This is a genomic window from Brucella ciceri, assembly GCF_041930145.1.
Taxonomy (GTDB): Bacteria; Pseudomonadota; Alphaproteobacteria; order Rhizobiales; family Rhizobiaceae; genus Brucella; species Brucella intermedia.
In genome coordinates, this window is sequence record NZ_JBHEEV010000017.1 from 16,235 (window position 1) to 39,877 (window position 23,643).

Sequence of the window (23,643 nt, forward strand, 5' to 3'; positions counted from 1 at the left end):
AAGCAAGCGCGATTTTAAAGGCCGGTCTGCTAATCAGACCGGCTTTTCCATTGCCCGCAATCACTCCACAAACCCGAACATCGGGCCATAGCCGCCATGCCAGGATAGGTTGTTGCGCTGTAGTGCCGGGACGTAGATGCCTGCGCCACCGCCGCCATCCAGAAACAGGGCGTTCGGGCATTGAAGGTGGTCGCGAAACAATCGTGCAAAGTCGTGGAAATTGACCGCATCCTCGCTGACCGCGAAGCGGATCACGCCGCCCTTGCAAATGCCGACGCCGCTGCGCCGCGTCCTGTCGGTTGAGCCGACGATGAAAATCGGATTGACCCTGTTGCCGATGACCAGCATCGGCCCGGACTGGGTTGCCAGACGCGGCTTCATCCCCTGTTTCATGAAACGGTCTGTCGGCAGTATTCCAGCGCCCTTGTCACCCAGATAGAAGATGCCGTTCGGCTTCTTGTAGAAGTTTGGCACGGGGCCGGAACTGCGGGCAGGTGCCACCTTGCTCGCCGGGCGAAGCTCGAGGCCATCCTCAATATAGAGGCCCATTGGCGAAAAGTCCAGCTGGTACATTCCGGCGTTGAGCGCGAAAACCAATGTCTTGCCCTGGCTTGCGGCAGTGCCGGCCAGATTTGAAAAATTGCGGTAAGGCTCGCCATCCGCATTCTGCCAGAACAGGTGCAGGCCGGTGCCGTCGGCTCCGGCGTCGCAGACGATATAATCCGTGTTCTCGAAAGTCTCTCGGTTGCAGCTTTCGGCGCGGCCCGGCTGCGTCAGGGCAGCACTCGCAGCTGCCATTATTGCGGCAGCGAACAGGGTTCGCTTGACGGGAATCATCGCTGTGCTGCCTTCCAATATTGGTTATTCGGACGACAGTGCCACAGCCGGGAGCAGGCGGGAAGCCTTGCGCGCGGGCAGGAAGCCGAAGATGAGGCCGGTGGCGAAAGCGCAGGCGAAGGCCAGCAGGACAGGCCCCACGCTGTAGCCCACCGAAAGCCCGGCCCATCCCGCGACGGCTGCCGCGCCCAGCCCGACCACGACGCCGAAGGCACCGCCAATGGCCGAGACGGTCAGCGCCTCGGTGATGAATTGCAGCAGGATATCGCGCCTTCTTGCACCCGTTGCCATCCGCACGCCGATCTCGCGGGTTCGTTCGGTCACGCTCACCAGCATGATGTTCATCACGCCGATGCCGCCGACCAGAAGCGAGATTGCCGCGACCGACCCCAGAAACAGCGTCATCGTGTTGCCCATCGCCGTCGCGTCCTCGCGGATGGACGACATGTTGGTTATCATCGTGTCCTGTTTCTTGTGGCGCTGGTCGAGCAGGTCCTGGATCTGTTCCTGCGTGGTGTTGATGAGGTCTGAATCCTTCACCTGCACAGTGATGGTGCGCACATATTTCTGGCCGAACAGCCGCAGGTTGCCGGTCGAAAGCGGCACGATCACCACATCGTCCTGATCCGCGCCGCCAAAGCCCGCGCCCTTCGGCTCCAGGGTGCCGATCACCTGAAACGGTATCTTCTGGATCAGGATATACTGGCCGATGGGATTGCTGCCATCCGGGAACAGGGTGTTGACGACCGTCTTGCCCAGCACTGCGACGGGCGCATAGTTGTCCATATCGCTCTGGCTGATGAAATCGCCGGTCGCCACCTTCCACGACTTGGCTTCGGAAAAGGCGGAAACAGTGCCGTTTGCCTGCGACTGGTAATCGACATTGCCGCGCCGCAGCGTCACCGTTCCGGTCACTTCCGGCACGGCGGTCTTGATGTTCGGCAGTTCCAGAATGGCGGTGGCGTCTTCGGGAACCAGTGTCGCTATCGAGCCTGTTCCACGGAAACCGGCCATGGAGGGGCGAACCAGAATGAGATCGGTGCCCATGGCATTGATGCGGTCGAGAATGGAATTCTGCGCGCCGGTGCCGATGGCAAGCATCGTCACAACGGAACTGACGCCGATGATGATGCCAAGCAGGGTGAGGACCGTGCGGAAGATATTGGCCCGCAAGGCGCGCATCGCCATCTTCACCGCTTCCGAAACATCGGCAATGCGGGCTGAACTGCCTTCAAGGCTTTCCTGCAGCCGGAAAGGGGCCTGCGTATCGGGAATGGCGCGCTTGACCGTGTCGGAAAGTATCTGCCCGTCGCGGATTTCGATCAGCCGGTCGGCGCGTTCGGCGACTTCACGGGCATGCGTGATGACGATGACCGTGTGGCCCTGCTGGTGCATGGAGCGCAGCAATTCCATCACGTCTTCGCCGCTCTGACTGTCGAGCGCACCGGTCGGCTCGTCGGCAAGGATGATGCGCCCGCCATTCATGAGCGCCCGCGCGATGGAAACGCGCTGCTGCTGGCCGCCTGAAAGCTGATTTGGGCGATGGTCGAGACGGTCGCCGAGCTTCAGTTGGTTGAGCAGTTCGGCGGCGCGGGCATGGCGTTCGGAGGCAGGCAGGCCCGCATAGATCGCCGGCACTTCGACGTTTTCCTGCGCGGTCGATGTCGAGATCAGGTTATAGCTCTGGAAGACGAAGCCGAAGGTTCTGCGCCGCAATGCTGCCAGCGCGTCGGCATCCAGTGTCGATACATCCTCGCCATCCAGCAGATATTGTCCGCCGCTCGGGCTGTCGAGACAGCCCAGAATGTTCATCAGCGTCGACTTGCCGGAGCCGGATGCGCCCATGATCGCAACGAATTCGCCAGCCTGAATATCGAGCGTGATGCCGTGCAACACCTCAACGGCAAGATCGCCGTTGTGATAGGTCTTGCGGATATCGGTGAGCCTGATGAGCGGCGTGTCGGTCATGGGATTATCGGGCATGAGGCGGCTCATCAGAACAGGCGCATGCCGGGCCTGCGGCCACGCTGCCCGGCGGCGGCTTCGGCCCCGCTGGAAGCGCTGGTGACGATAACCTTGTCGCCTTCTTCCAGCCCGCTAATGATCTCTGTCTGCACGCGATTGCGCACGCCGATCTGAACCTCGCGTTCGGTCACCGCGCCGTTGCTGCTTACGACCTTCACCGAAATCTGCGGTTTGCCATTCTGGTTCTGGGCTTTCTGGTTCTGGTCGGCACGCTTGTAGTTCAGCGCCGAGGAGGGGACGATCAACACGTCCTTTGCCTCATCGAGAATGAAATAGACCTGCGTGCTCATATTGATCATCAGCTCGCCGGTCGGGTTCGGCACGTCGAACAGCGCATAATAGAGAACCACATTGTTCTCGGTCGCGGGCGTCGGCTTGATCTGGCGCAACGTGCCGGTAAAGCGCTTTTCGGACTGGCCGAGCAGGGTGAAATAGACCGGCATTCCGGGCTTCAGCCTGCCGATGTCGGCTTCGGACACCTGCGCTTCCACGGTCATCACCTTGAGATCGGCCACGGTGACGATGGTCGGCGCGCTCTGCACGGCATTGAGCGTTTCGCCTTCCTTGGCGGCCTGATCGACGACCGTGCCTTCCATAGGGCTGTAAATCTTGGTGTAGCCGAGATCGACCTTGTCGCTGGCAAGCTGGGCTTCCTGCTGGCGGATCTGCGCGCCGAGCGCCTTCACGTCAGCATCGGCCATGGCGAGGTCGGCATCGGCCTGATCGACGGTGGACTGCGACACGCCGCGCGTGGCCAAAAGCGAGCGCTGGCGCGCCGCATTGGCCTTTTTCAGCGTGAGCTGCGCCTGTTTGCTCAGGAGTTGCGCCTTGAGATTATCGAGCTGGGCGCTGGCGATTTCCACCTTCTTCTCGAAGGGCGAGGGGTCGATTTCAGCGATGAGCTGGCCCTGCTTGACCTGATCACCCACTTCTACCTTCACGCTTTTAAGCTGGCCGGAAACCTGCGCGCCGACATTGATGCTGCGCAGTGCGCTGAGCGTGCCGACGGCGGTAATGGCGTTTTCGATGTCGCCGCGCGTGACCGTTTCGGCAAGATAGTTCGTCTTCTGGCCGCCAGCTTCGCCCGAGCCGTAGAAATACCAGCCCGCGCCCACAGCGATTGCCGCAATCGGTAGCCAAAGCCACCAGCGGCGCGCCTTGCGCGGCGCGCGCTTCGACGACGGTGCCTTGTGCTGCCCGGTCTTGGACGAATCGGAAGATGTAAGCACCGTCAAACCCTCAAAACTTTCTGAACCGCCGCTCATCGGAGATTCATCACCATGTCCCGCATAATTTTTTGCACCATGCAACCAAAGCGGGACAGGGCGCGCTTCGATGGCACATTGCCTCCCGGATATCTATGCTTCCCGGCTCAGGATTTCATCTTAATTATTTGTCATGCAATAATTGCCTTTGGCACAATGGCCGGAGGCTTGTCCGTGCCTTGTCAATTGTCTCCACAGCAAGCGGTGAAATGCTGAAAAGTTGCCGTCAATATACAACTTCCGGTTATTCTTTTCAAAAAGAATGGCTTAAGCCAAATTATTAGTCAGATTAAGTGTTCTTAAATTATCTCCCGGTTAAATAAGGCCGGGAAAGCATAATCTGAAAGTAGAAAGAATAATTCAGAACGTGACCTGTCCGCGAAGGCGGATGGTCGGCGCATGCATGATGCATGTTGCTTGGAAATGGCATGAGAATAAGGTTTCGATGCTCTTGGACGGGAGGGCAAATGGCTTACCTTATTATGGGGCGGAAAAGGTTTTCATTCGTAACGAACAGGTTTCGAAGAATACCATTATTGTTGTTTTTCAATCGTAATAAAAGCGGTACGGCGGCGGTCGAATTCGCAATATTGGCGCCGGTTTTTCTTCTGATATTGATGGGCATGATTGCGTTCGGCCTCTATCTGGGCGTGGCGAACGCCGTGCAGCAGCTTGCGGCTGATGCGACGCGGACGGCATTGGCTGGCATCGATCCGCCGGAGCGGCTCGCGCTGGCGACCAGCTATATCCGGAAGAACGCGGCGAAATATTCGCTGATCGATCCTGAAAAGATGCAGGTGAACGTGGACAATGCTCAGTCCGACCCGAACCAGTTCACCGTGACGATCCAATATGATGCGGAAAACCTGCCGATCTGGAACCTGATGACCGGCCTGCCGCTTCCCGACACGATCATCACGAGGGCATCGACAATAAGGCTCGGCGGAATCTGAAACGGGCTGGGGGGCATAAGTCATGCGGGGTTTTGTATCGCGTTTCCTGGGTGCGCGGGGCGGCAATCTGGCGACGATGGCCGCGCTGGTCTCGCCGCTGTTCCTGGCGGTGGCGGCATTCTGCGTGGACACGAGTTCGCTGTTTCTGGAACGGCGGCAGTTGCAGAACATGGCCGACCTTGCAGCCGTCGCCGGAGCGGCTTCCCTTTCGCAGGCCAATGAAGCGGTGCTGCGACAATTGCAGGCGAACGGCCTCGATCCGGTGCTGATGACAGACGGCTACGACCCGTCCATCGTCAACGGGAAAGCCGACAACAAGACGCGGGTCTGGGTGGAGAAGGGCAACTATTTCCCCGACAAGGGTCGTGCGGTCGAAGACCGTTTCGTGGCGGGCGGTGCAAACCCGGATGCGGTTCGCGTCCGGCTGGCGCGTCCGGGCAATCTCTATTTCGGCCAATCGTTCATCAGCCGGCCCGCGCTTGGAGCGACTGGCACGGCGGCGACGAAGGCGGAAGCGGCATTTTCGGTGGGTTCGCGATTGTTGAGCCTGAATACCGATCAGAGCGTGCTGAATGGTCTTCTGGGCGGGCTTCTGGGAACCTCCCTTAATCTGAAGCTTGTTGATTACAATGCCCTGGCTGCGACCGATATCAATCTGCTCGGCTTTCTGGACAAGCTTGCTCCCAAAGTGGGGCTGACGGCTGGAACCTACGACCAGTTGTTAAATACGGATGTTTCGGTCGGCGTGCTGGCGACCGTGCTGGCCGAGGTGGTGACGAACAATCCAACGGCCAAAGCAGCACTCGGCATTTTGGGCAAGGATGCCGTTGCATTGGCTACGAAACTGCCGGTCGGAAAGCTGCTGGGGCTCGGATCGTTGGCTAACGCTTCCATAGGCTCCGGAGCCGGATACAACATAACCGCCAATGTTCTACAGCTGGTTTCAGCTGCGGTCATCATTGGGGGCAAGCACCAAGTGGATATTGCGTCGGGCTTGAACGTTCCGGGACTGCTTGGCGTTACTCTAAAAATATTGGTGGGAGAAGCACCGGTGGGCACTCCATTTTTCAGAGTTGGTGCAGCCGGGACTTTCATACGCACAGCGCAGATCCGTTTGCAACTCGGTATCCGCGTCGGAGGGCAATCAGGCAATCCTTTGCTCGGTGTGGAACTCCTTAATGTCAATTTGCCGATAGCGATCGATATTGCTTCGGGTGAAGGAGAACTCAGAAATATAAGTTGTCCATCGGGCCCCACGGGCGCCAATGTCACGATTGCAGCAAAGCCCGGGATCGTCGGCATTTACCTTGGTGAGGTCAGTTCCTTCAGTGATTTAAATCGGAAACCCTCTGTAAGCAAAACGAGTATAGCTAAGGTGCAGTTATACCTACTGGGGCTCCCAATCGGACTGGTCGACCTTGACGCAAAAGCTGAAGTGAAACTGGGAGAAAAGATAACGTCGCTGACATTCAACTACAATGATATTCAGAATAAAAAGATCAAGACTGCTTATTCGAACGATTTGGTGTCTTCGCTTTCAAGCTCGCTTCTCAAGAACATTGATATCGATTTGACACTGCTAAAAATAATAAAACTGCCGCTAGGAGATGTGGTGGGGCTGTTGGGAGTTTTGCTGACGCCTGTTGCCCCGGTAATTGACAACCTGCTCTTCGGAATTCTCGACTTGCTCGGTGTCAAACTGGGCGAGGCTGACGTTCAGGTGACCGGGGTTCTCTGTCAACGCGCCGTTCTTACACAGTGAGAAAACGGCAATAAAAAGCCCGGCTCAGCCGGGCTTTTGTCTGTGATTGGCGCGTTTAAGCCGTGCCGGTGGAACCGAAACCGCCTGCGCCGCGTGCCGTGTCGGTCACTTCGGTGCGCTCTTCGATCTTCGGCTGGACGACCGGCGCAAAAACGGCCTGCGCGATGCGCATGCCGCGTTCGATGCGGAAATCGTCATCGCCCAGATTGATCAGGAGAACCTTCACTTCACCACGATAGTCGGAATCGATGGTGCCGGGTGTGTTGAGACAGGTGATGCCGTTTTTGAAGGCTAGGCCGGAACGCGGGCGAATCTGCACCTCGAAGCCTTCCGGAATCTCGAAGATCAGGCCGGTCGGCACCAGCGTGCGACGTCCCGGCAGGAGAACGATCTGGCGATCTTCGGCAACGGCTGCCCGCAGGTCCATACCCGCCGATCCAGACGTCTCATAGGCCGGGAGTTCAAGGTCCTTCGCATGTTCGAGCCGGATGATGCCGAGCGTTGGCGCGGAAGAGGATGCTGCGGTCATGAGGGAGCCTTTCCTGCAAGAGTTCAGTTGGCCTGCGAGAGTTCAATTAGCCTGCGAGAGACATTGTTTCATGGCGCATCTGTCTGGAAAACGTTCACACTTTTCCCGATGCGCTCAAACTGGCGACGCTCATACGTGAAAACCAATGAAAGGTGTACCGCCTATTTGGCGTTTTGCAATGATAGTACGGCACAGGGTCATGCAATTTGCACCGGGAATGTCCGCCGGGAATGGAAAACTCCCGACCGCGCCCATGGAACAAATCCATCCTTGGCCTGTTGGACTTCGTGTCGAAGGAAAGAGGATCTGAAAATGCCGAGCCCCGAAATGACCAGATGTATCGATGCCTGCCTTGATTGCTATCGCGTTTGCCTCGACACGGCCTCCAGCCACTGCCTCGAAGAAGGTGGGGCGCATGTCGAGCCGAAACATTACCGCATCATGCTGGCCTGCGTGGAAAGCTGCCGCACGGCAGCGCACATAATGTTGCTCGACACGCCCCTTCATCGTGAAACCTGCGGAGCCTGCGCGAAGATTTGCGAAGCCTGTGCCCAATCCTGCCGTGAGGTCGGCGGCATGGAAAAATGCGTCGAAGCGTGCGAGCAGTGCGCTGCCATCTGCCGCGAAATGGCTGGCCATTAGAGCGTGTTGCGATCCGATTGAATCAGATTCAGCACCCCATCTCTTCCATTCGAAGCATATCCTTATGGTCCTCGTTCACTCCGGCGGGACCGTGCTCGAGGTCAGACCTATTAATTGGTTTCAAATGGCGCCTGAAATGACAAGCGCTGCCGGGAGAGACGCGAAGAACGGGTTGTTTTCCCCGGTCAAGCGGTCCCGCACAATCCGTTATTCCTTCAGCGGCACGGCGGTCGTTTCCTTGATCTCCTCCATCACGAAAGAGGCCGAAACGTCCGAGAGCGGCACGCTCGCTATCAGTCGCTGGTAAAGGCGGTCATAGGCCTTGACGTCTGAAACGCGGGCCTTCAGCACGTAATCCAGATCACCTGTCATGCGATAAACGCCGACAATTTCCGGAAAGCGGCCCATGGCGGCGCGAAATTTCGTCAGCCAGTCGGGATCATGGCTTGAGGTGCGCACCAGAATGAAGACCGACAGGCCGCAGCCCACCGTTTCGGCATCGACCAGGGCGACACGCGCCTTGATGATCCCTTCATCCTCCATGCGCTTTACCCGCCGCCAGCAGGCATTGCGGGAGAGGTGGACGCGCTCTGAGAGAGAATCAACGGACAAGGTCCCGTCGATTTGCAGCTCCTCCAGGATTTTACGGTCAATCTCGTCAAGAAATGGCTTCATCGTGGGATGATTGTCCCATTAAATCCACTTTGGCAAGGATATTTTGAGATTTCATCTCGAACGCATTTGCTAGAATGATTTTTCAGAAAGGTGCTTCTCGCGCCGGACAAAAGGGAACGAATTGCTCATTGACGGGAGTATTTCCAATGACCACTCGCATCACACGCCTCTTCACCGAACATCCACAGTCGGTTGACGAAACCTATTTCGAACATATGGCCTTTGCCGGTCGTTTTTCGTTCAAGCTTTTTTGTGCGGCGTTTGCAGCACTCATTCATGCAATTTTGCCATTTTTGTTCGAGAAGACGGCGAGCACGATCGTTCGCCAGCTTTATGAGCGGACGCATAACCGGGGCCGGTAATCGCCGGAGCAAAAATGTGTCGTTGGGCCGCCTATCTCGGACCTGAAACCTATCTGGAAGACATCATTTCGTCTCCCTGCCATTCGCTCGTGGCGCAAAGCCACGATGCGCATGAAGCCAAAACACGGACCAATGGCGACGGCTTCGGCGTTGCCTGGTACGGCCATCGCGACGAGCCGGGCCTTTACCGGGATATTCTGCCCGCATGGTCCGACCAGAATCTCCGCAGCCTGGCGCGACAGATACGGTCGCGCCTTTTTCTTGCGCATGTGCGGGCCTCGACCGGCGGGCTTACCAGCCGTTCCAACTGCCATCCCTTCGTTTCCGGCCGCTGGAGCTTCATGCATAACGGTCAGATCGGGCATTTCGACCGGCTGCGCCGCAGGCTGGAAAGCCATTTGAGCGATGCGATCTACGGCCAGAAGCACGGTGCTACCGATTCGGAGCTGATCTTTCTGCTGATGCTGGAATTCGGCCTCGACAATGACCCCGTTCTGGCGATGAAGCGCATGGTGGCAACGGTTGTCGAGGAAGCGGTCCGCGGCGGCGTGCCGCCATTTCTGCGGCTGACCGCCGCCTTCTCCGACGGAAGCCAGCTTTATGCCATCCGCTATGCGACCGATGCCTTTGCGCCGACGCTCTATACGGCGACGCTGGGCGGGTCGTTGGGCATTTGCGTGGTGTCGGAGCCGCTCGACGGCGAAGCTGCCAACTGGATGGCGGTGCCGGCAAACAGTTTCGTCACTGTTTCCCGGCAGGGGCGCATTGCGATCGAGGCTTTCGAGGAACCGATTTCCCGACCGCAGGATGCCGTGACAGTTTAGCGGCTTCGAAGCCTAGGCGCTGCCGATCAATATGCCCGCCGCCAGCACCAGCGCGCCGCCGAGAACCACCTGAAGCACCGAGCGGAAGAATGGTGTTTCCATATAGCGGTTCTGGATGAAGGCGATGGCCCAGAGCTCGAAGAACACCAGAATCGCGGCAATGCTTGTGGCGGTCCAGAAATCCTGGATCAGGTAGGGCAGGGTATGGCCGAGGCCGCCGAGTGTCGTCATGATGCCGCAGGACAGGCCGCGCTTGACCGGTGAGCCGCGACCCGAGAGCTTGCCGTCGTCGTGGATCGCTTCGGTAAAGCCCATCGAAATACCGGCGCCGACCGAGGCCGACAGACCGACCAGAAAGGTCTGCCACGTGTCCTGCGTTGCAAAGGCGGCGGCGAAGATCGGGGCGAGCGTCGATACGGAGCCGTCCATCAGGCCCGCGAGGCCCGGCTGGACATAAGTGAGGATGAACTGCTTGCGTTCGGCAGCGCGCTCCTCGTCCTGCACGTCATCCGGCGTCAGCGTGTTTTCCAGCGATTCAGCCTTGGCTTCGTGCTGCTTTTCCTGTTGGGCGAGGTCGCCCAGCAGCTTGCGGGTGTCCGCGTCGCTGACACGCCTGGCCGCCTCGACATAGAAGCGATAGGCCTGTTCTTCCATTTCCGATGCGGCTTCGCGCACCTTGTCGATGCCAAGCGGACGCACCAGCCAGTCGGGTTTGCGATCATAATAGCCGCTGACATGCTCGCGGCGGATCAGCGGAATTCGGTCGCCGAAGCGGGCCTTGTGACGTTCGATCAGCGCATCGCGGTGGCCATGTTCCTCCGCAGCCATCTGCTCGAAGATTTTGGCCGATTGCGGAAACTCGTCGCGCAGGCCGTCGGCATAAGCGAGATAGATGCGCGCATCGTCCTCCTCGGAGGATATGGCGAGCGCCAGAATTTCCTGTTCGGAAAGCGAATCGAAGGGACGGCGGTCATTGCGGAAGAATCGGCTGAGCATCCTGGGAATCCAAAGTTTAGAATGATTCTAAAATATGCCTCAGCATCCGGAAGTCAAGTCTTGCAGTGCGGACACAATTGGCGCATTAAAACCCGGCCCTGAAATGAGGGGCATCATATCAGCGACCCGATCAGAAGAGAGCGAATCGATGGCATCGACGAATCTCCACACAAGCAATAGTCCGCGTCCGCTTGACCGGCAGGATTTCCGCACGCTCGGCCTTTCGGCCCTTGGCGGCGCGCTGGAGTTTTATGATTTCATCATCTTCGTGTTCTTTGCCAGCGTCATCGGCCATCTGTTCTTTCCGCCCGACATGCCGGACTGGCTGGTGCTGATCCAGACCTTCGGCATTTTCGCAGCCGGCTATCTGGTGCGCCCCGTGGGCGGCATCGTGTTGGCGCATTTCGGCGACAAGTTCGGCCGCAAGCGCGTCTTCGCTTTCTCCGTCTTTCTCATGTCCATCTCGACGCTGGCCATGGCCTGCCTGCCGACCTATGCGACGCTGGGCGTCGGTGCGCCGATCCTGCTGATCGTCTTCCGCATGTTGCAGGGCGCTGCCATTGGCGGCGAAGTGCCGGGTGCATGGACCTTCGTGGCCGAACACGTTCCGGCCAATCGCGTCGGCATGGCCTGTGGGTTCCTTTGCTCGGGCCTGACGCTCGGAATCATGATCGGCTCGCTGATCGCGACTGCCATCAACTGGATTTTCACGCCGGAAGAACTGTCCGCCTTTGCGTGGCGCATTCCGTTCTTCATCGGTGGTATTTTCGGGCTGTTTGCCGTTTACCTGCGCCGCTGGCTGGCGGAAACGCCGATCTTCACCGAAATGAAGAACAGCCATCTGCTCAAGGACAAGCTGCCGCTCGGCACGGTGCTGCGCAACCATATGCATGGTGTCGTCATTTCCGTGCTGCTGACATGGATATTGTCGGCCGGCATCGTCGTCACCACGCTGATGACCGCGACCTTCCTGCAGAAGCTCTACGGTCACACGCCGCTGCAATCGCTTGCCGCCACAAGCTTCGGCACACTGTTCCTGATGTTCGGCACGGTCGCCGCAGGCGCTATCGTGGACCGGATCGGCAGCGGGCGCTTCTTCGCCTTAGCAGGCATTTTCTTCGGTGTCGCGACCTTCGTCTTCTACACATATGCGGGGGTTTCCCTGCCCGTCCTCTTCGCGCTTTATGCGGTAATGGGGCTTTCGGTCGGCATGGTCGGCGCGGTTCCCTATGTGATGGTGCGCGCGTTCCCGGCGCCGGTGCGCTTCTCGGGCCTATCGTTTTCCTACAATGTTTCCTATGCGGTCTTCGGCGGGCTGACGCCGGTGATCGTGACCTCGCTTCTGGCGGTCAACCCGATGGCCCATGCCTGGTATCTGGTGTTCATCGCCGTTCTGACCTGCGGGCTTGGCCTCTACCTGATGGCCCGCAGCGATCAGGTCGAAGGCGAGATCGGTCTGACGGAGCTTTCGACCGAGAGTGCCGTTCCACAGCCGAACTGAAAAAGGGCCGCGAAAGCGGCCCTTTTCTTTTGCGCATGTCTTTATTCCAAAACCGGTTCCCACTTTTGGGAGACATGCTTAGTGTGCCGCGAGCTTTGCGGCACCAGATTCCTTGTCGTGGACGGCAAACCGGTCGATCATGTCGGCGCTTGCTTCATTGAAGCCGATCACCGAAACATCCGTGCCGCTGGCGCGATATTTCAGCACCACCTTGTCGAGCGCGCCGACCGAGGTGATATCCCACAGATGAGCGCGGCTGACATCGATCGTGACCTTGCGTGCAGGCGTTGAAAAATCGAAAGCTGCGATGAAGTTTTGCGCCGAGGCGAAGAAAATCTGGCCCTCCACCGTATAGACGCGTTCGCTTCCGTCCGCGCTCGCGGTTTCGCTTACCCGGAACATTCTGGCGACCTTGCCTGCGAAGAACACGCCGGAAAGCAGAACGCCCACCAGAACACCCTTGGCAAGGTCATGGGTGGAGACGACTGTAACAACGGTTGCCAGCATGACGATGGAGGAGGATGGCGGATTGCGGCGCAGGTCGAGGATCGAACGCCACGAGAAGGTGCCGATGGAGACCATGATCATGACTGCCACGAGCGCCGCCATCGGAATGATGCGCACCAGATCGTCGAGAACCAGAATCAGGAACAGCAGGAAAGATCCGGCAACGAAGGTCGACAGTCTTCCGCGACCGCCGGAGGAAACATTGATGACCGACTGCCCGATCATGGCGCAACCGCCCATGCCGCCGATCAGCGCCGAGGCGATGTTGCTGGTGCCCTGACCGATGCATTCCTGGCTCTTGTTGCTGGTCGTATCCGTCATGTCATCGACAATCTGGGCGGTCATCAGCGATTCAAGCAGGCCCACCGCCGCAAGCGTGATCGAATAGGGCAGGATGATCTGCAGCGTTTCCAGCGTCAGCGGCACCTGCGGCAGGGCGAAGACCGGCAGTGCGGAGGGCAGTTCGCCGAGATCGCCGACGGTTCGCAAATCCATGCCGGTCGTCCAGGCAAGCGTGGTGAGCACGGCAATGGCGACAAGCGGCGAAGGGATCACCTTGGTGACGCGGGGGAACAGATAGATGATGGCGAGACCGCCTGCGATCATCCAGTAGGTCTGGACCGGGACATGGATGAGTTCGGGCAGCTGCGCCATGAAGATGAGGACCGCCAAGGCATTGACGAAACCGGTGATGACCGAGCGTGAAACGAAACGCATCAAACGGCCCAGTTTCAGAAACCCTGCAAGAATTTGTAAAATTCCCATCAGGATGGTGGCGGCAAAGAGATATTGCAGCCCGTGTTCCTTGACGAGCGAGACCATCACAACTGCGGTTGCGGCGGTCGCGGCCGAGATCATGCCGGGACGCCCGCCGGTGAAGGCGGAAACACAGGCAATGGCGAAGGAGGCGAAAAGACCGACCTTCGGGTCGACGCCTGCGATGACCGAAAAGCCGATGGCTTCCGGAATGAGGGCAAGTGCTACGACGATGCCGGAAAGAACATCGCCGCGAATATTGCAGAACCACTCGCGGCGGTAGGCAGCAAGACGTGTCATTGAATTTTCCGCAAATAGAAAACGGACAGGAATGCCCGTATCAACATGGCCGATTGTAAAAATGGGGGATGTTGTTGCGTTGTCTGGCGGATAGGCGGCCAGAAGAGCCACCCGGGCTTTCACCGGGTCCTTGCGAATACGCTTGTATAAACAAAAAGAGCGCAGCAGGGCAATGACCCGCTGCGCTCTTTCCTGAACATTACTATTCAGAGAATCTTCTGCATGAAGGTCAGATCGAGCCAGCGCCCGAATTTCTGGCCGACCTGTCTCAGCGTGCCGCAATCCTCGAAACCCTGCGACTTGTGCAAGGCGACAGACGCGGCATTGCCAGCCTCGATGCTGGCAATCAGCACATGCACCTTGCGCTCGCGCGCTTCCTCCACAAGCTCGGCCAAAAGGGCGCGTCCGATGCCGCCGCCGCGGGCATTGCTCGCCACATAGATCGAAAGTTCGGAGGAATGGCGGAAGCCCTCGAACGGGCGAAACGGGCCATAGCTCGCATAGCCGAGTACAGCGCCGTCGTGCTCGGCAACCAGCACCGGAAAACCATCGCGGTTGCGGGCTTTCAGCCATTCGCGGCGGTTTTCCAGATCGACAAGCGTTTCGTTCCAGATGGCAAGGGTGTTTTCGACGGCATCATTGTAGATGGCCAGCAGGGCGGGGAGGTCTGCTTCCGTCGCGTGGCGGATGAGGAGGTTCATTGCGGGGGCCTTGTCGGTAGCGATAGGTTTTACTGAAATAGTCCTCTTGATCCACGATGTAAAAGAAAACGGCGGGATTTCTCCCGCCGTCAACAATTGCATCCATCTGGCAAGCGCATTCTTCCCTCATCCTGAGGTGCGGCGCGAAGCCTCGAAGGGCTGAGGGAAACGCGCGACAATCCTGTCCGAGCGGTTTGGGCAGTAAGATTGCCGCCGGGTCGCTCGCCCCCTCAGCCCTTCGAGACGGTTTCCTTCGCTGCGCTCAGGACACCTCCTCTGGATGAGGGGGACAAGGTGGTGAATATCAGGACGCCTGTTTCAACTCCAGGCGGCGGCGATGCAGGACCGGCTCGGTGTAGCCGTTCGGCTGTTCGCGGCCCTTGAAGACGAGATCGCAGGCGGCCTGAAAGGCGATGGACTTGTCGAAGTCCGCAGCCATCGGGCGATACAGCGGGTCGCCTTCGTTCTGCTTGTCGACGACTGCTGCCATGCGCTTCATGGTTTCCATCACCTGCGCCTCGGTCACGACGCCATGATAGAGCCAGTTGGCGATGTGCTGCGCGGAGATGCGCAGCGTTGCGCGGTCTTCCATCAGGCCGACATTGTTGATGTCCGGCACCTTGGAGCAGCCGACGCCCTGATCGACCCAGCGCACGACATAACCCAGAATGCCTTGGGCATTGTTGTCGATTTCCTTCTGGATGTCTTCCGGCGTCCAGTTCGGGCGGGTTGCGACCGGCACCGACAGGATATCGTCCAGCCTGGCGCGCGGGCGGCTCTTCAGTTTCTCCTGAACGCTGGCAACGTCCACCTGATGATAATGCGTCGCGTGAAGGGTTGCGGCAGTCGGCGACGGCACCCATGCGGTGTTCGCCCCGGCCTTCGGATGCGCGATCTTCTGCTCCAGCATCGCGGCCATCAGATCGGGCATCGCCCACATGCCCTTGCCGATCTGTGCGTGGCCGGAAAGGCCGCATTCCAGCCCGATATCGACATTCCACTGTTCGTAAGCGCCGATCCATGCGGCCTGCTTCATGTCGCCCTTGCGGATCATCGGGCCAGCTTCCATCGAAGTATGGATTTCGTCGCCGGTGCGATCAAGGAAGCCGGTATTGATGAAGACGACGCGATCCTTGGCAGCGCGGATCGCCTCCTTGAGGTTGACGGTCGTGCGGCGTTCTTCGTCCATCACACCCATCTTGAGGGTGTTGGGCTTCATGCCGAGCATTTCTTCCGTGCGGGTGAAAAGCTCGTTGGCGAAAGCCACTTCTTCCGGGCCGTGCATCTTCGGCTTGACGATATAGACCGAACCTTCGCGCGAATTCATGTGGCGGCCGTTCGGACCAATATCATGCAGCGCGATCAGGCTGGTGAAGGCAGCATCCATGATGCCTTCCGGCACTTCATTGCCCTCGGCATCGAGAATGGCCGGATTGGTCATCAGGTGGCCGACATTGCGCACGAGCATGAGCGAACGGCCCTTGAGGGTAAGTTCGGAACCATCCGGCGCCTTATAGCTGCGGTCGCCATTGAGGCGGCGGGTCATCTGCTTGCCGTTCTTTTCGAACGTATCTTCCAGCTTGCCATTCATCAGGCCGAGCCAGTTGCGATAGACCGCAACCTTGTCTTCGGCATCGACGGCGGCAATGGAATCCTCGCAATCCTGGATCGTGCTGATGGCCGATTCCAGAACCATATCGGCAATATGTGCCGGATCGGTCTTTCCGATCGGATGGTCCGCATTGACGACGATGTCGACATGCATGTTGTTCTTGGCGAGAAGCACATTCGTCGGGGCGGCGGCATCGCCATTATAGCCCTTGAACTGGCTTTCATCCTTCAGTGCGGTTGCCGAACCGTCGGCGAGCCTGATTTCAAGCTTGCCGTCTTTCACGGAGAGACCGGCGACGTCGGCCCATTTGCCAGAGGCGAGCGGGGCGCTTTCATCGAGGAAGTTCTTCGCCCAGGCGATAACCTTTTCACCGCGCTTGGGATTGTAGCCCTTGCCCTTTTCCGCGCCATCGGCGTCGGAGATGGCATCGGTGCCGTAGAGCGCATCATAGAGCGAACCCCAGCGCGCATTGGCAGCGTTCAGCGCATAGCGCGCGTTCATTACCGGAACGACAAGCTGCGGACCGGCGATATGGGCGATTTCCGGATCGACATTGGCGGTCGACACCTTGAACTCGCCGCCTTCCGGCAGGAGATAGCCAATATCTTTCAGGAACTGCTGGTAGTCGGCCTGGGTGTAACCCTTGTCGCGGTTCTGTTTGTACCAGGCGTCGATTTTGGCCTGAAGGTCGTCGCGCTTGGCGAGGAGGGCGCGGTTCTTCGGTGCGAGACCGCGGACGATGGCGGCAAAGCCCTTCCAGAACTTTTCCGGTTCCACACCGGTGCCAGGCGCGGCCTCCTTGGCCAGAAATTCCACCAGTTCGGGGGCAACGCGCAAGCCTTCTATCTCAACGTAATTACCGGCTTTCTGAGAAACCATGGCTCCGCCTCCTTCAAAATAAACAAAATTGCCGCCGGCACTCTTCAGTGCCAGCCGTCATGCCGCCTTTGAACCGCTTTGACGTGCGTTCGTCAATCGGGGCGCGGGCACATCATCTGTGACGCTGCGGCGAAAATAGCTTCTATAGCGATAACTTGGCGCGGATATCGTCCGGGGTAAAGCCCTGTTCGCGCAGCGATGCGAGCGCGGTATCCTGGCGGCTTTTCGACAGTTTCAATCCGTCGTCGCCCAGCACCAGATCATGGTGATGATAAAGCGGTTCCGGCAGGCCGAGCAACGTCTGCAGGAGCCGGTGCACGGATGTCGCGTGAAACAGATCGCGCCCGCGCACGACATGGGTGATGCCTTGCAGGGCATCATCCACCACCACGGAAAGGTGATAGCTGGTCGGCGTGTCCTTGCGCGCAATCACCACGTCGCCCCAGCGGGCGGGGTCGGCGACGACGCATCCTGTTTCATTTTCCGGACCCGCACCGCTTTCATTCCAGGTCAGGGGCTTGAACAGCGGTTCGCCTGCGGCGGCAATTGCCCCAAGCGCCTTATCCATATTGAGCCGCCACGCATAGGGCATGCCCGAGGCGATACGCTCCATCTGTTCCTTTTCGGTCAGATCGCGTTCGCCTTGCGGATAAAGCGGCGTCCCGTCCGGGTCGGATGGCCATTCCTCGCCCTTGGCGAAAGCTTCGCCGATCTGCTCGCGAACCTCGCCCCGGCTGAGGAAGGCAGGATAGACGAGGCCCTTGTCGGCAAGTTTGGTGAGGGCATTGCGATATTCGCCAAAATGCTCCGACTGGCGGCGGACAGGGGTTTCCCATGTCAGGCCAAGCCAGCGAAGATCGTCGTAAATGCCTTGCTCCAGCGCAGGCGTGCAGCGCGCGGTGTCGATATCTTCCATGCGCAGCAGAAAACGTCCGTTGCTCTTTGCCGCCATATCCGCATTCAGGAGGGCGGAATAGGCATGGCCAAGATGCAACTGGCCATTGGGACTGGGAGCAAAGCGGAAGACGGGTTGGGTCATGGCAGGTTCAATGTCTGTTGCCGGGTCAGTTGCCGATGTCAGTTGATTGTCATCTGATTCCATTGGTACGGTGCCCGTCGCAGAAATGAAAGGCCAGGGGATGCGGCGGATCGATACATTGAGCGATATTGAAGCCGGGCTGGAGGCGCTGGTTCTGGCCGATACGCGGCTCGCCGATATTCGCAGCCGCTCCCATGCGGTGCCGCTGCGCCGGTCCGAACCGGGGTTTGAAAGTCTCGCCTCGATCATTGTCGCGCAGCAGGTATCGACGGCCAGCGCGGCCGCGATCTGGGCGCGACTGAAACAGGCGATCGATCCGCTGACGCCGGAAGCCTATATTGCGGGCGGGGAGGAGGCCTGGCGTTTTGCCGGTCTCTCGCGGCCAAAGCAGAGAACGCTTCTGGCTGTGAGCGAAGCGCTTGCCCGGGATGGCCTCGACCTGCACGGGCTTTGTGAACTCCCTGCCGGGGAAGCAATCGCAGCTCTGACGGCGATCAAGGGTATCGGCCCGTGGACGGCGGAGGTCTATCTGCTGTTTGCAGCCGGTCATCCGGACGTGTTTCCGGCGGGCGATGTGGCGTTGCAGACGGCTGTCGGCCATGCCTTTGCGCACGAGACCCGGCCCGATGCAGTGGCGCTTCGCAAGCTTGCGGAAGACTGGGCGCCGTGGCGGGGCGTGGCGGCGCGATTGTTCTGGGCCTATTATGCCGCCATCAAGGGACGCGAGGCTGCGCCGCTTCTGTAAATCTTGCGTGTTTCCCGAAGCATAAATGCGTTTCCGCTTCACAATCCTGTCACGTCGGGCTTACATTATCCACATCGGCTGATGACGGTATTTCGATTCGCAGAAGCTTGATTTGTCTGCGCATCGCCGCACCGTCTTCATGAGATTGGAGCGTCGTTGTTGCGCCCAAATGGACGCGCGGCGCTTCGATGAGAAGCGCAATTCCGCATGGAGAGCCATTTCGCCCTTTTTCGGAGTTGCTCTGAAGGAGGTGCGCCCTTGACTGTTGCCGTCTCACCCAGAACCGTCTCGACCAGTGGCTTGCCCGCGCTGGTTCTGAACGCGGATTATCGCCCGCTCAGCTACTATCCTCTCTCGCTCTGGTCCTGGCAGGATGCGATCAAGGCGGTGTTTCTTGAACGCGTGAATATCGTGGCGGAATACGATCACATCGTTTCCTCGCCATCGTTTTCCATGCGCGTTCCGAGCGTCATCTGCCTGAAGGATTATGTGAAGCCGCCGCGTTATCCCGCGTTCACCCGCTTCAACGTCTTCCTGCGTGATCGTTTCGAGTGCCAGTATTGCGGATCGCCGCATGATCTGACCTTCGATCACGTTACCCCGCGTTGCCATGGCGGCGAGACGACGTGGGAAAATGTGGTCGCCGCCTGTTCACCATGCAATCTGCGCAAGGGCGGCATGATGCCCGCCGTCGCGCATATGTGGCCGCGCCAGAAGCCGGTCATGCCGACCGTGCAGGATCTGCACAATAACGGCCGCCTTTTCCCTCCCAACCATCTGCACGACAGCTGGCTCGATTTTCTGTACTGGGATGTCGAACTGGAGCCTTGATTCCTATAGTTTTCCGCTCTTACTTCCCACTTTTCGCAAAAGCGCCGTAGTAGCCGATCGCTGCAAAGAGCAGGCTTGCGGCGACGTTCCATCCGGCAAAGGACAGGCCGAGGAAGTGGCCCGGCGCGCTATCGCATGCAGGTGGGCGCGTGGAATTGAGGTCGCTCAGAAGATTGCCCGCATCCAGCGTGACCTTCATGGTCGCGGCGCTGCAATCGATCGGGCCGGGCCAGTATTTCAGTTCGACGCCTGTGTGATAGATCGCAAGCGCCAGCCCGAAGGTCATCAGCAGCGCGCCGATGAGAATCAGGCCGCGCGTCAGGATCGGGGGCCATTTCAGGCCGTAGGAGACCCACGCCACCGCCAGAACCGGAACGCCGATATAATAAGGCGTGCGTTGTTCGAGGCAGAGCTTGCAGGGCATGAAGCCAGCCAGATGTTCGAAACCCAGCGCCGTGCCGACGGTTGTGGCAAGGCCGATGGTCATTATGCCCGCGGTCCATGCCTGTGTTTTGCCGACCGGATTATTGAGTGCAAACGCCATGTGGGTTTCCCTGAAAAGGTGCTCTGGATATATCTAAGCGCAAAATCTGCCTTGTTCCCAAGCAGTTCATTTTGACCGAGTTTGGGCGAACCGCTCAGGCGTGAAGGTATTTCACAGCAAAGAACAGCGCAATCAGGGCAAGCGCCACCACACTTGCGATCAGGCCCAGGCGCTTTTCGATGAAATGGCGGATCGGTTCGCCATAGCGGCGCAGCAGCCAGGCCAGGAAGAAGAAGCGCGCGCCGCGCGCCACGATCGCCGATGCGATGAACAGCCAGATATTGATGCCCGCTGCACCGGACAGGATCGTCACCACCTTTATTGGCGGCAGATGCGCGAGGCCGGAGGTGATCAGCATCAACAGGATCGCGTCAGCGCTGGTCGTGCCACGCAATTGCTCGAACGTGTCGAGCTTGCCGTACATTTCGAGCACCGGCTTGGCGATCTGTTCATAGGCGTGATAGCCCAGATACCAGCCTGCAATGCCGCCGAGGACAGATGAAACCGTGGCAATGAAGGCGTAGCGCCAGGCGCGCTCCGGCCTTGCAAGCGCCATCGGCAGAAACAGAACATCGGCAGGTACGAGAAAGACGGAGCTTTCCACGAATGCGATGATGGCCAGCCACCATTCGGCGGATTTTCTTGCGGCAAGCGAAATCGTCCAGTCGTAAAGGCGGCGCAGCATATATTTTCCGGATTATCTTCGGCGAAAGCCATATTAGCGATTACACCGTCTATAGATAAAAAAGATGGCGCGAACAATGCGCGCCATCCTCTTTGATACCGCTTTGCACCGGACAGTTCGGGAACGGACTGGAAACCGGTTTTTGCTAACGCTTGTAGGCGCTGCAAATATATTTGGTTTCGAGATATTCCTCGATGCCGTATTTGGAGCCCTCGCGACCGAGGCCCGACTGCTTCACACCGCCAAACGGCGCGACTTCGTTGGAAATGAGCCCGGTATTATGGCCGACCATGCCGTATTCCAGCCCCTCGCTCACACGGATCGCGCGGCTGAAATTCTCCGTATAGAAGTAAGCTGCCAGCCCGAAGATCGTGTCATTGGCCATGGCGATGACTTCTTCTTCCGTATCGAAGGCAAAGAGTGGGGCCAATGGACCGAAAGTCTCTTCCCTGGCCACGATCATGTCGGTGGTCACGCCGGTCAGCACGCCCGGTTCGAAGAACAGGCCCCCCAGTTCCTTGCCGCCGGTGATGAGCTTCGCTCCCTTGGACAGGGCGTCATCGATATGGGCCTTGACCTTGGTGATGGCTTTCGGCTCGATCATCGGCCCGATGACGACGCCCGGTTCCGTACCGTTGCCGACCTTGAGTTCCTTGACCTTGGCCGCGAGCTTTTCAGCGAACTTGTCGTAAATCCCGCGCTGTACATAGATACGGTTGGCGCAGACACAGGTCTGTCCCGCATTGCGATATTTGGAAATCATCGCGCCATCGACGGCTGCGTCCAGATCGGCATCGTCAAAGACGATGAACGGCGCGTTGCCGCCCAGTTCCAGCGAGATGCGCTTGATGGTCGGCGCGCATTGCGCCATCAGCAGGCGACCGACTTCGGTGGACCCTGTGAAGGAGAGCTTGCGCACTGTTTCACTGCTCGTCAGCTCAGCGCCGATTTCGCGCGCCTTGCCGGTAACGATCTGCAGGACCCCGGCGGGAATGCCAGCCTTTTCGGCAAGAACACCCAGCGCCAGCGCCGTCAGCGGGGTCAGGTCCGCAGGGCGAACGATCATCGTGCAGCCGGCAGCCAGCGCCGGTGCTGCCTTGCGGGTGATCATCGCCGCCGGGAAATTCCATGGGGTGATTGCGGCGGTGACGCCGACCGGCTGGCGGATGACGGTCAGGCGCTGCCCGGTCTGCGGGGCAGGGATGGTGTCGCCATAGACACGCTTGGCTTCTTCAGCGAACCACTCGATGAACGATGCCGCGTAGAGAACCTCGCCGCGCGCTTCGGCAAGCGGCTTGCCCTGTTCGGATGTCATGATAAGAGCAATATCGTCTGCATTGACAACGATCAGGTCGAACCACTTGCGCAGAATGGCGGCGCGTTCCTTGGCGGTCCTGGCGGACCATGCCGGGAAGGCTTTTGCGGAAGCGTCGATGGCTTCCTTGATGGTCGCGACAGAAAGGGAAGGAACAGTGCCGATGACCGAACCGTCTGCCGGGTTGGTCACGTCAATCTTGGCGCCGTCCGTGGCGTCTATCCAGCGCCCGTCAACAAGGCATTGCGATTTGAGCAGCGAAGGGTCTTTCAAAGCGAGCATAGTGGTTTTCCATCCCAGTCTTGCAGAGAAAGCATGTTCAGTATATTGAACAGCTTACGGTATTTTGAATTAAACAGGCCGTCATTACCAAAGTCAAACGGTTAATCAGGCGGTCGATCAGGTGAATGGCAAGGCTATGACGAAAACGGCGAGCGATGAGGAGAGTTCCCAGAAACTGGTTCCGGCGGTCATGCGCGCGGCTCAAATTCTGGATCAGGTTGCAAAATCCGCGCAGGAAGGCGGCAAGGGTTCTGCGGACGGGCTCAAGCTTTCCGATCTTGCCCGCCGGACGGGCTTGCCGAAAAGCAGTGTGCACGGGCTTTGCCAGACGCTGGTGCATCTCAAGCTCTTGAAGCTCAATAGCGACGGAAGCTTCACGATGGGATCGCAATCGGTGCGCTGGGCCAATGTGTTCATGGCGGGCAGCGACATTGTCGATGCGTTTCATGAGGCGGTGGCAGAGGCGGAAGGCCTTGGCGCGCATACATTGACGCTCTCGCATCTGGAAGGTCCGGAGGTCATTTATCTGTCCTGCCGCAACTCGACCGCGCCTCTCGGTATCACATTCCGCATCGGCATGCGGGTTCCGGCTGTCTTTACCGCGACCGGCAAGGCCATGCTGGCCGCGATGTCACCGCAGGAACTGGCCCGTCACCTGCCCTCCGAATGGCCGGAGCTGATCACTCCGGCCAGCGCGCCGTCTCTCAAGGTCCTGGAAGCGGAGATGGCGGAAGTAAAGGCACGAGGCTATTCACAGGATAACGGCCAGTTGCGCGAAGGCATGTTCTGCATTGGCGCGGCGATCTGCGACCGGCCGTTCCATCCCACGGCCGGGATTGCCTTGTCGATGATGGCTGCCGAGGCCCGCCCCGATATTATAGAAGACATGGGCAAGCGCGTGCGTGCACTTGCCAATGACGTGGCGGACCGCATGGGCTGGCTCTCTGCGTGAAGCCGATCGACGCTTATATATAGGGCCGCCTTGAACGGCCCTTTTGTTTTGATGCCTGTGGAAAGAATTTTTGGAAAAAGTTATGATTGGTCGTTGACAGTTTTGTTTGGTGGGGTCTATATGG

Annotated in this window: 22 protein-coding genes and 1 other annotated feature; of the genes, 9 read left to right on the forward strand and 13 right to left on the reverse strand. The window is 58.9% G+C overall.

The annotated features are described in order from the left end of the window. Nucleotides 1–60: 60 nt before the first annotated feature. From JNC63_RS20900 to JNC63_RS20910, 3 genes are read right to left on the reverse strand one after another with little or no spacing between them, the layout of a single operon-like run. Nucleotides 61–837: a phosphodiester glycosidase family protein gene (locus JNC63_RS20900; RefSeq protein WP_063620361.1), complete on the reverse strand. Its 777-nt coding sequence runs from the start codon at nucleotides 835–837 to the stop codon at nucleotides 61–63. A 24-nt stretch (nucleotides 838–861) separates the two neighbouring features. Further along, nucleotides 862–2,805, reverse strand: a complete 1,944-nt coding sequence (locus JNC63_RS20905; protein WP_031347270.1) for a MacB family efflux pump subunit — start codon at nucleotides 2,803–2,805, stop codon at nucleotides 862–864. A gap of 26 nt (nucleotides 2,806–2,831) precedes the next feature. Then, on the reverse strand, nucleotides 2,832–4,091 hold the full coding sequence (locus JNC63_RS20910) for an efflux RND transporter periplasmic adaptor subunit (protein WP_063881661.1): 1,260 nt from the start codon (nucleotides 4,089–4,091) through the stop codon (nucleotides 2,832–2,834). 575 nt (nucleotides 4,092–4,666) lie between these two features. Here JNC63_RS20910 and JNC63_RS20915 point away from each other — a divergent pair. Both JNC63_RS20915 and JNC63_RS20920 read left to right on the forward strand, forming a co-directional pair. After that, a complete protein-coding gene (locus tag JNC63_RS20915) occupies nucleotides 4,667–5,080 on the forward strand; it encodes a TadE/TadG family type IV pilus assembly protein (RefSeq protein ID WP_021587964.1) in 414 nt (137 codons plus the stop codon). Between the two features lie 22 nt (nucleotides 5,081–5,102). Further along, nucleotides 5,103–6,842: a pilus assembly protein TadG-related protein gene (locus JNC63_RS20920; protein ID WP_063620360.1), complete on the forward strand. Its 1,740-nt coding sequence runs from the start codon at nucleotides 5,103–5,105 to the stop codon at nucleotides 6,840–6,842. A 55-nt stretch (nucleotides 6,843–6,897) separates the two neighbouring features. Here the strand turns inward: JNC63_RS20920 and dut are convergent, their stop codons facing one another. Next, nucleotides 6,898–7,371, reverse strand: coding sequence for a dUTP diphosphatase (gene dut / locus JNC63_RS20925; RefSeq protein WP_006467659.1), 474 nt, complete (start codon nucleotides 7,369–7,371; stop codon nucleotides 6,898–6,900). A gap of 327 nt (nucleotides 7,372–7,698) precedes the next feature. Here dut and JNC63_RS21925 point away from each other — a divergent pair, with 327 nt between their 5' ends. Beyond that, on the forward strand, nucleotides 7,699–8,013 hold the full coding sequence (locus JNC63_RS21925; protein WP_471681690.1) for a four-helix bundle copper-binding protein: 315 nt from the start codon (nucleotides 7,699–7,701) through the stop codon (nucleotides 8,011–8,013). Nucleotides 8,014–8,220: 207 nt separating this feature from the next. On the opposite strand, the gene JNC63_RS20935 is transcribed toward JNC63_RS21925, so the two are convergent. Next, nucleotides 8,221–8,688: an Lrp/AsnC family transcriptional regulator gene (locus JNC63_RS20935; RefSeq protein WP_063620358.1), complete on the reverse strand. Its 468-nt coding sequence runs from the start codon at nucleotides 8,686–8,688 to the stop codon at nucleotides 8,221–8,223. A gap of 146 nt (nucleotides 8,689–8,834) precedes the next feature. On the opposite strand from JNC63_RS20935, the gene JNC63_RS20940 reads away from it, so the two are divergent. Further along, the gene (locus JNC63_RS20940) at nucleotides 8,835–9,050 is read left to right on the forward strand and encodes a DUF6356 family protein (protein ID WP_006473246.1); all 216 of its coding nucleotides are present in this window, start codon (nucleotides 8,835–8,837) and stop codon (nucleotides 9,048–9,050) included. 14 nt (nucleotides 9,051–9,064) lie between these two features. Beyond that, entirely contained in the window at nucleotides 9,065–9,874 is an 810-nt protein-coding gene (locus tag JNC63_RS20945; protein ID WP_063620357.1) for a class II glutamine amidotransferase, read from the forward strand. Nucleotides 9,875–9,886: 12 nt separating this feature from the next. On the opposite strand, the gene mbfA is transcribed toward JNC63_RS20945, so the two are convergent. Then, the gene (gene mbfA / locus JNC63_RS20950; RefSeq protein ID WP_025090940.1) at nucleotides 9,887–10,870 is read right to left on the reverse strand and encodes an iron exporter MbfA; all 984 of its coding nucleotides are present in this window, start codon (nucleotides 10,868–10,870) and stop codon (nucleotides 9,887–9,889) included. Between the two features lie 148 nt (nucleotides 10,871–11,018). Between mbfA and JNC63_RS20955 the strand changes: the two genes are divergently transcribed. Next, nucleotides 11,019–12,371, forward strand: a complete 1,353-nt coding sequence (locus JNC63_RS20955) for an MFS transporter (RefSeq protein ID WP_063620356.1) — start codon at nucleotides 11,019–11,021, stop codon at nucleotides 12,369–12,371. A gap of 78 nt (nucleotides 12,372–12,449) precedes the next feature. Here the strand turns inward: JNC63_RS20955 and JNC63_RS20960 are convergent, their stop codons facing one another. From JNC63_RS20960 to gluQRS, 4 genes are all read right to left on the reverse strand, one after another. Then, nucleotides 12,450–13,934: a SulP family inorganic anion transporter gene (locus tag JNC63_RS20960; protein WP_063620355.1), complete on the reverse strand. Its 1,485-nt coding sequence runs from the start codon at nucleotides 13,932–13,934 to the stop codon at nucleotides 12,450–12,452. A 77-nt stretch (nucleotides 13,935–14,011) separates the two neighbouring features. Then, nucleotides 14,012–14,067, reverse strand: a sequence feature (sul1 is cis-regulatory element that is thought to sense ions involved in sulfur or methionine metabolism; They are found in Alphaproteobacteria). 73 nt (nucleotides 14,068–14,140) lie between these two features. Continuing rightward, entirely contained in the window at nucleotides 14,141–14,635 is a 495-nt protein-coding gene (locus JNC63_RS20965; protein WP_063620353.1) for a GNAT family N-acetyltransferase, read from the reverse strand. A gap of 304 nt (nucleotides 14,636–14,939) precedes the next feature. Next, entirely contained in the window at nucleotides 14,940–17,126 is a 2,187-nt protein-coding gene (locus JNC63_RS20970) for a malate synthase G (RefSeq protein ID WP_063620352.1), read from the reverse strand. Between the two features lie 142 nt (nucleotides 17,127–17,268). After that, nucleotides 17,269–18,165 carry a tRNA glutamyl-Q(34) synthetase GluQRS gene (gene gluQRS / locus JNC63_RS20975; protein ID WP_063620354.1) on the reverse strand — a complete coding sequence of 299 codons (897 nt, stop codon included), beginning with the start codon at nucleotides 18,163–18,165 and terminating at the stop codon, nucleotides 17,269–17,271. A 100-nt stretch (nucleotides 18,166–18,265) separates the two neighbouring features. Between gluQRS and JNC63_RS20980 the strand changes: the two genes are divergently transcribed. Then, nucleotides 18,266–18,910: a DNA-3-methyladenine glycosylase family protein gene (locus JNC63_RS20980; RefSeq protein WP_025090934.1), complete on the forward strand. Its 645-nt coding sequence runs from the start codon at nucleotides 18,266–18,268 to the stop codon at nucleotides 18,908–18,910. Nucleotides 18,911–19,168: 258 nt separating this feature from the next. Further along, nucleotides 19,169–19,741, forward strand: a complete 573-nt coding sequence (locus JNC63_RS20985) for an HNH endonuclease (RefSeq protein ID WP_006473253.1) — start codon at nucleotides 19,169–19,171, stop codon at nucleotides 19,739–19,741. Between the two features lie 19 nt (nucleotides 19,742–19,760). On the opposite strand, the gene JNC63_RS20990 is transcribed toward JNC63_RS20985, so the two are convergent. The 3 genes from JNC63_RS20990 to JNC63_RS21000 form a co-directional block, all read right to left on the reverse strand. Continuing rightward, nucleotides 19,761–20,285 carry a disulfide bond formation protein B gene (locus JNC63_RS20990; protein WP_063620351.1) on the reverse strand — a complete coding sequence of 175 codons (525 nt, stop codon included), beginning with the start codon at nucleotides 20,283–20,285 and terminating at the stop codon, nucleotides 19,761–19,763. Nucleotides 20,286–20,379: 94 nt separating this feature from the next. Further along, nucleotides 20,380–20,970 (reverse strand): YqaA family protein, encoded by a 591-nt coding sequence (locus JNC63_RS20995; protein ID WP_063620350.1) that lies wholly within the window; start codon nucleotides 20,968–20,970, stop codon nucleotides 20,380–20,382. Nucleotides 20,971–21,115: 145 nt separating this feature from the next. Continuing rightward, nucleotides 21,116–22,567, reverse strand: a complete 1,452-nt coding sequence (locus tag JNC63_RS21000; RefSeq protein WP_063881658.1) for an NAD-dependent succinate-semialdehyde dehydrogenase — start codon at nucleotides 22,565–22,567, stop codon at nucleotides 21,116–21,118. Between the two features lie 136 nt (nucleotides 22,568–22,703). Here JNC63_RS21000 and JNC63_RS21005 point away from each other — a divergent pair, with 136 nt between their 5' ends. Then, nucleotides 22,704–23,519 (forward strand): IclR family transcriptional regulator, encoded by an 816-nt coding sequence (locus tag JNC63_RS21005; RefSeq protein ID WP_063620348.1) that lies wholly within the window; start codon nucleotides 22,704–22,706, stop codon nucleotides 23,517–23,519. Nucleotides 23,520–23,643 lie beyond the last annotated feature (124 nt).

What these genes read in the sequence shown, in the direction of transcription:
- JNC63_RS20900 (WP_063620361.1), bottom strand. Translation starts at nt 837, where the DNA reads ATGATTCCCGTCAAGCGAACCCTGTTCGCTGCCGCAATAATGGCAGCT.
- JNC63_RS20905 (WP_031347270.1), bottom strand. Translation starts at nt 2,805, where the DNA reads ATGACCGACACGCCGCTCATCAGGCTCACCGATATCCGCAAGACCTAT.
- JNC63_RS20920 (WP_063620360.1), top strand. Translation starts at nt 5,103, where the DNA reads ATGCGGGGTTTTGTATCGCGTTTCCTGGGTGCGCGGGGCGGCAATCTG.
- dut (WP_006467659.1), bottom strand. Translation starts at nt 7,371, where the DNA reads ATGACCGCAGCATCCTCTTCCGCGCCAACGCTCGGCATCATCCGGCTC.
- JNC63_RS21925 (WP_471681690.1), top strand. Translation starts at nt 7,699, where the DNA reads ATGACCAGATGTATCGATGCCTGCCTTGATTGCTATCGCGTTTGCCTC.
- JNC63_RS20935 (WP_063620358.1), bottom strand. Translation starts at nt 8,688, where the DNA reads ATGAAGCCATTTCTTGACGAGATTGACCGTAAAATCCTGGAGGAGCTG.
- JNC63_RS20940 (WP_006473246.1), top strand. Translation starts at nt 8,835, where the DNA reads ATGACCACTCGCATCACACGCCTCTTCACCGAACATCCACAGTCGGTT.
- JNC63_RS20945 (WP_063620357.1), top strand. Translation starts at nt 9,065, where the DNA reads ATGTGTCGTTGGGCCGCCTATCTCGGACCTGAAACCTATCTGGAAGAC.
- mbfA (WP_025090940.1), bottom strand. Translation starts at nt 10,870, where the DNA reads ATGCTCAGCCGATTCTTCCGCAATGACCGCCGTCCCTTCGATTCGCTT.
- JNC63_RS20955 (WP_063620356.1), top strand. Translation starts at nt 11,019, where the DNA reads ATGGCATCGACGAATCTCCACACAAGCAATAGTCCGCGTCCGCTTGAC.
- JNC63_RS20960 (WP_063620355.1), bottom strand. Translation starts at nt 13,934, where the DNA reads ATGACACGTCTTGCTGCCTACCGCCGCGAGTGGTTCTGCAATATTCGC.
- JNC63_RS20965 (WP_063620353.1), bottom strand. Translation starts at nt 14,635, where the DNA reads ATGAACCTCCTCATCCGCCACGCGACGGAAGCAGACCTCCCCGCCCTG.
- JNC63_RS20970 (WP_063620352.1), bottom strand. Translation starts at nt 17,126, where the DNA reads ATGGTTTCTCAGAAAGCCGGTAATTACGTTGAGATAGAAGGCTTGCGC.
- gluQRS (WP_063620354.1), bottom strand. Translation starts at nt 18,165, where the DNA reads ATGACCCAACCCGTCTTCCGCTTTGCTCCCAGTCCCAATGGCCAGTTG.
- JNC63_RS20980 (WP_025090934.1), top strand. Translation starts at nt 18,266, where the DNA reads ATGCGGCGGATCGATACATTGAGCGATATTGAAGCCGGGCTGGAGGCG.
- JNC63_RS20990 (WP_063620351.1), bottom strand. Translation starts at nt 20,285, where the DNA reads ATGGCGTTTGCACTCAATAATCCGGTCGGCAAAACACAGGCATGGACC.
- JNC63_RS20995 (WP_063620350.1), bottom strand. Translation starts at nt 20,970, where the DNA reads ATGCTGCGCCGCCTTTACGACTGGACGATTTCGCTTGCCGCAAGAAAA.
- JNC63_RS21000 (WP_063881658.1), bottom strand. Translation starts at nt 22,567, where the DNA reads ATGCTCGCTTTGAAAGACCCTTCGCTGCTCAAATCGCAATGCCTTGTT.
- JNC63_RS21005 (WP_063620348.1), top strand. Translation starts at nt 22,704, where the DNA reads ATGACGAAAACGGCGAGCGATGAGGAGAGTTCCCAGAAACTGGTTCCG.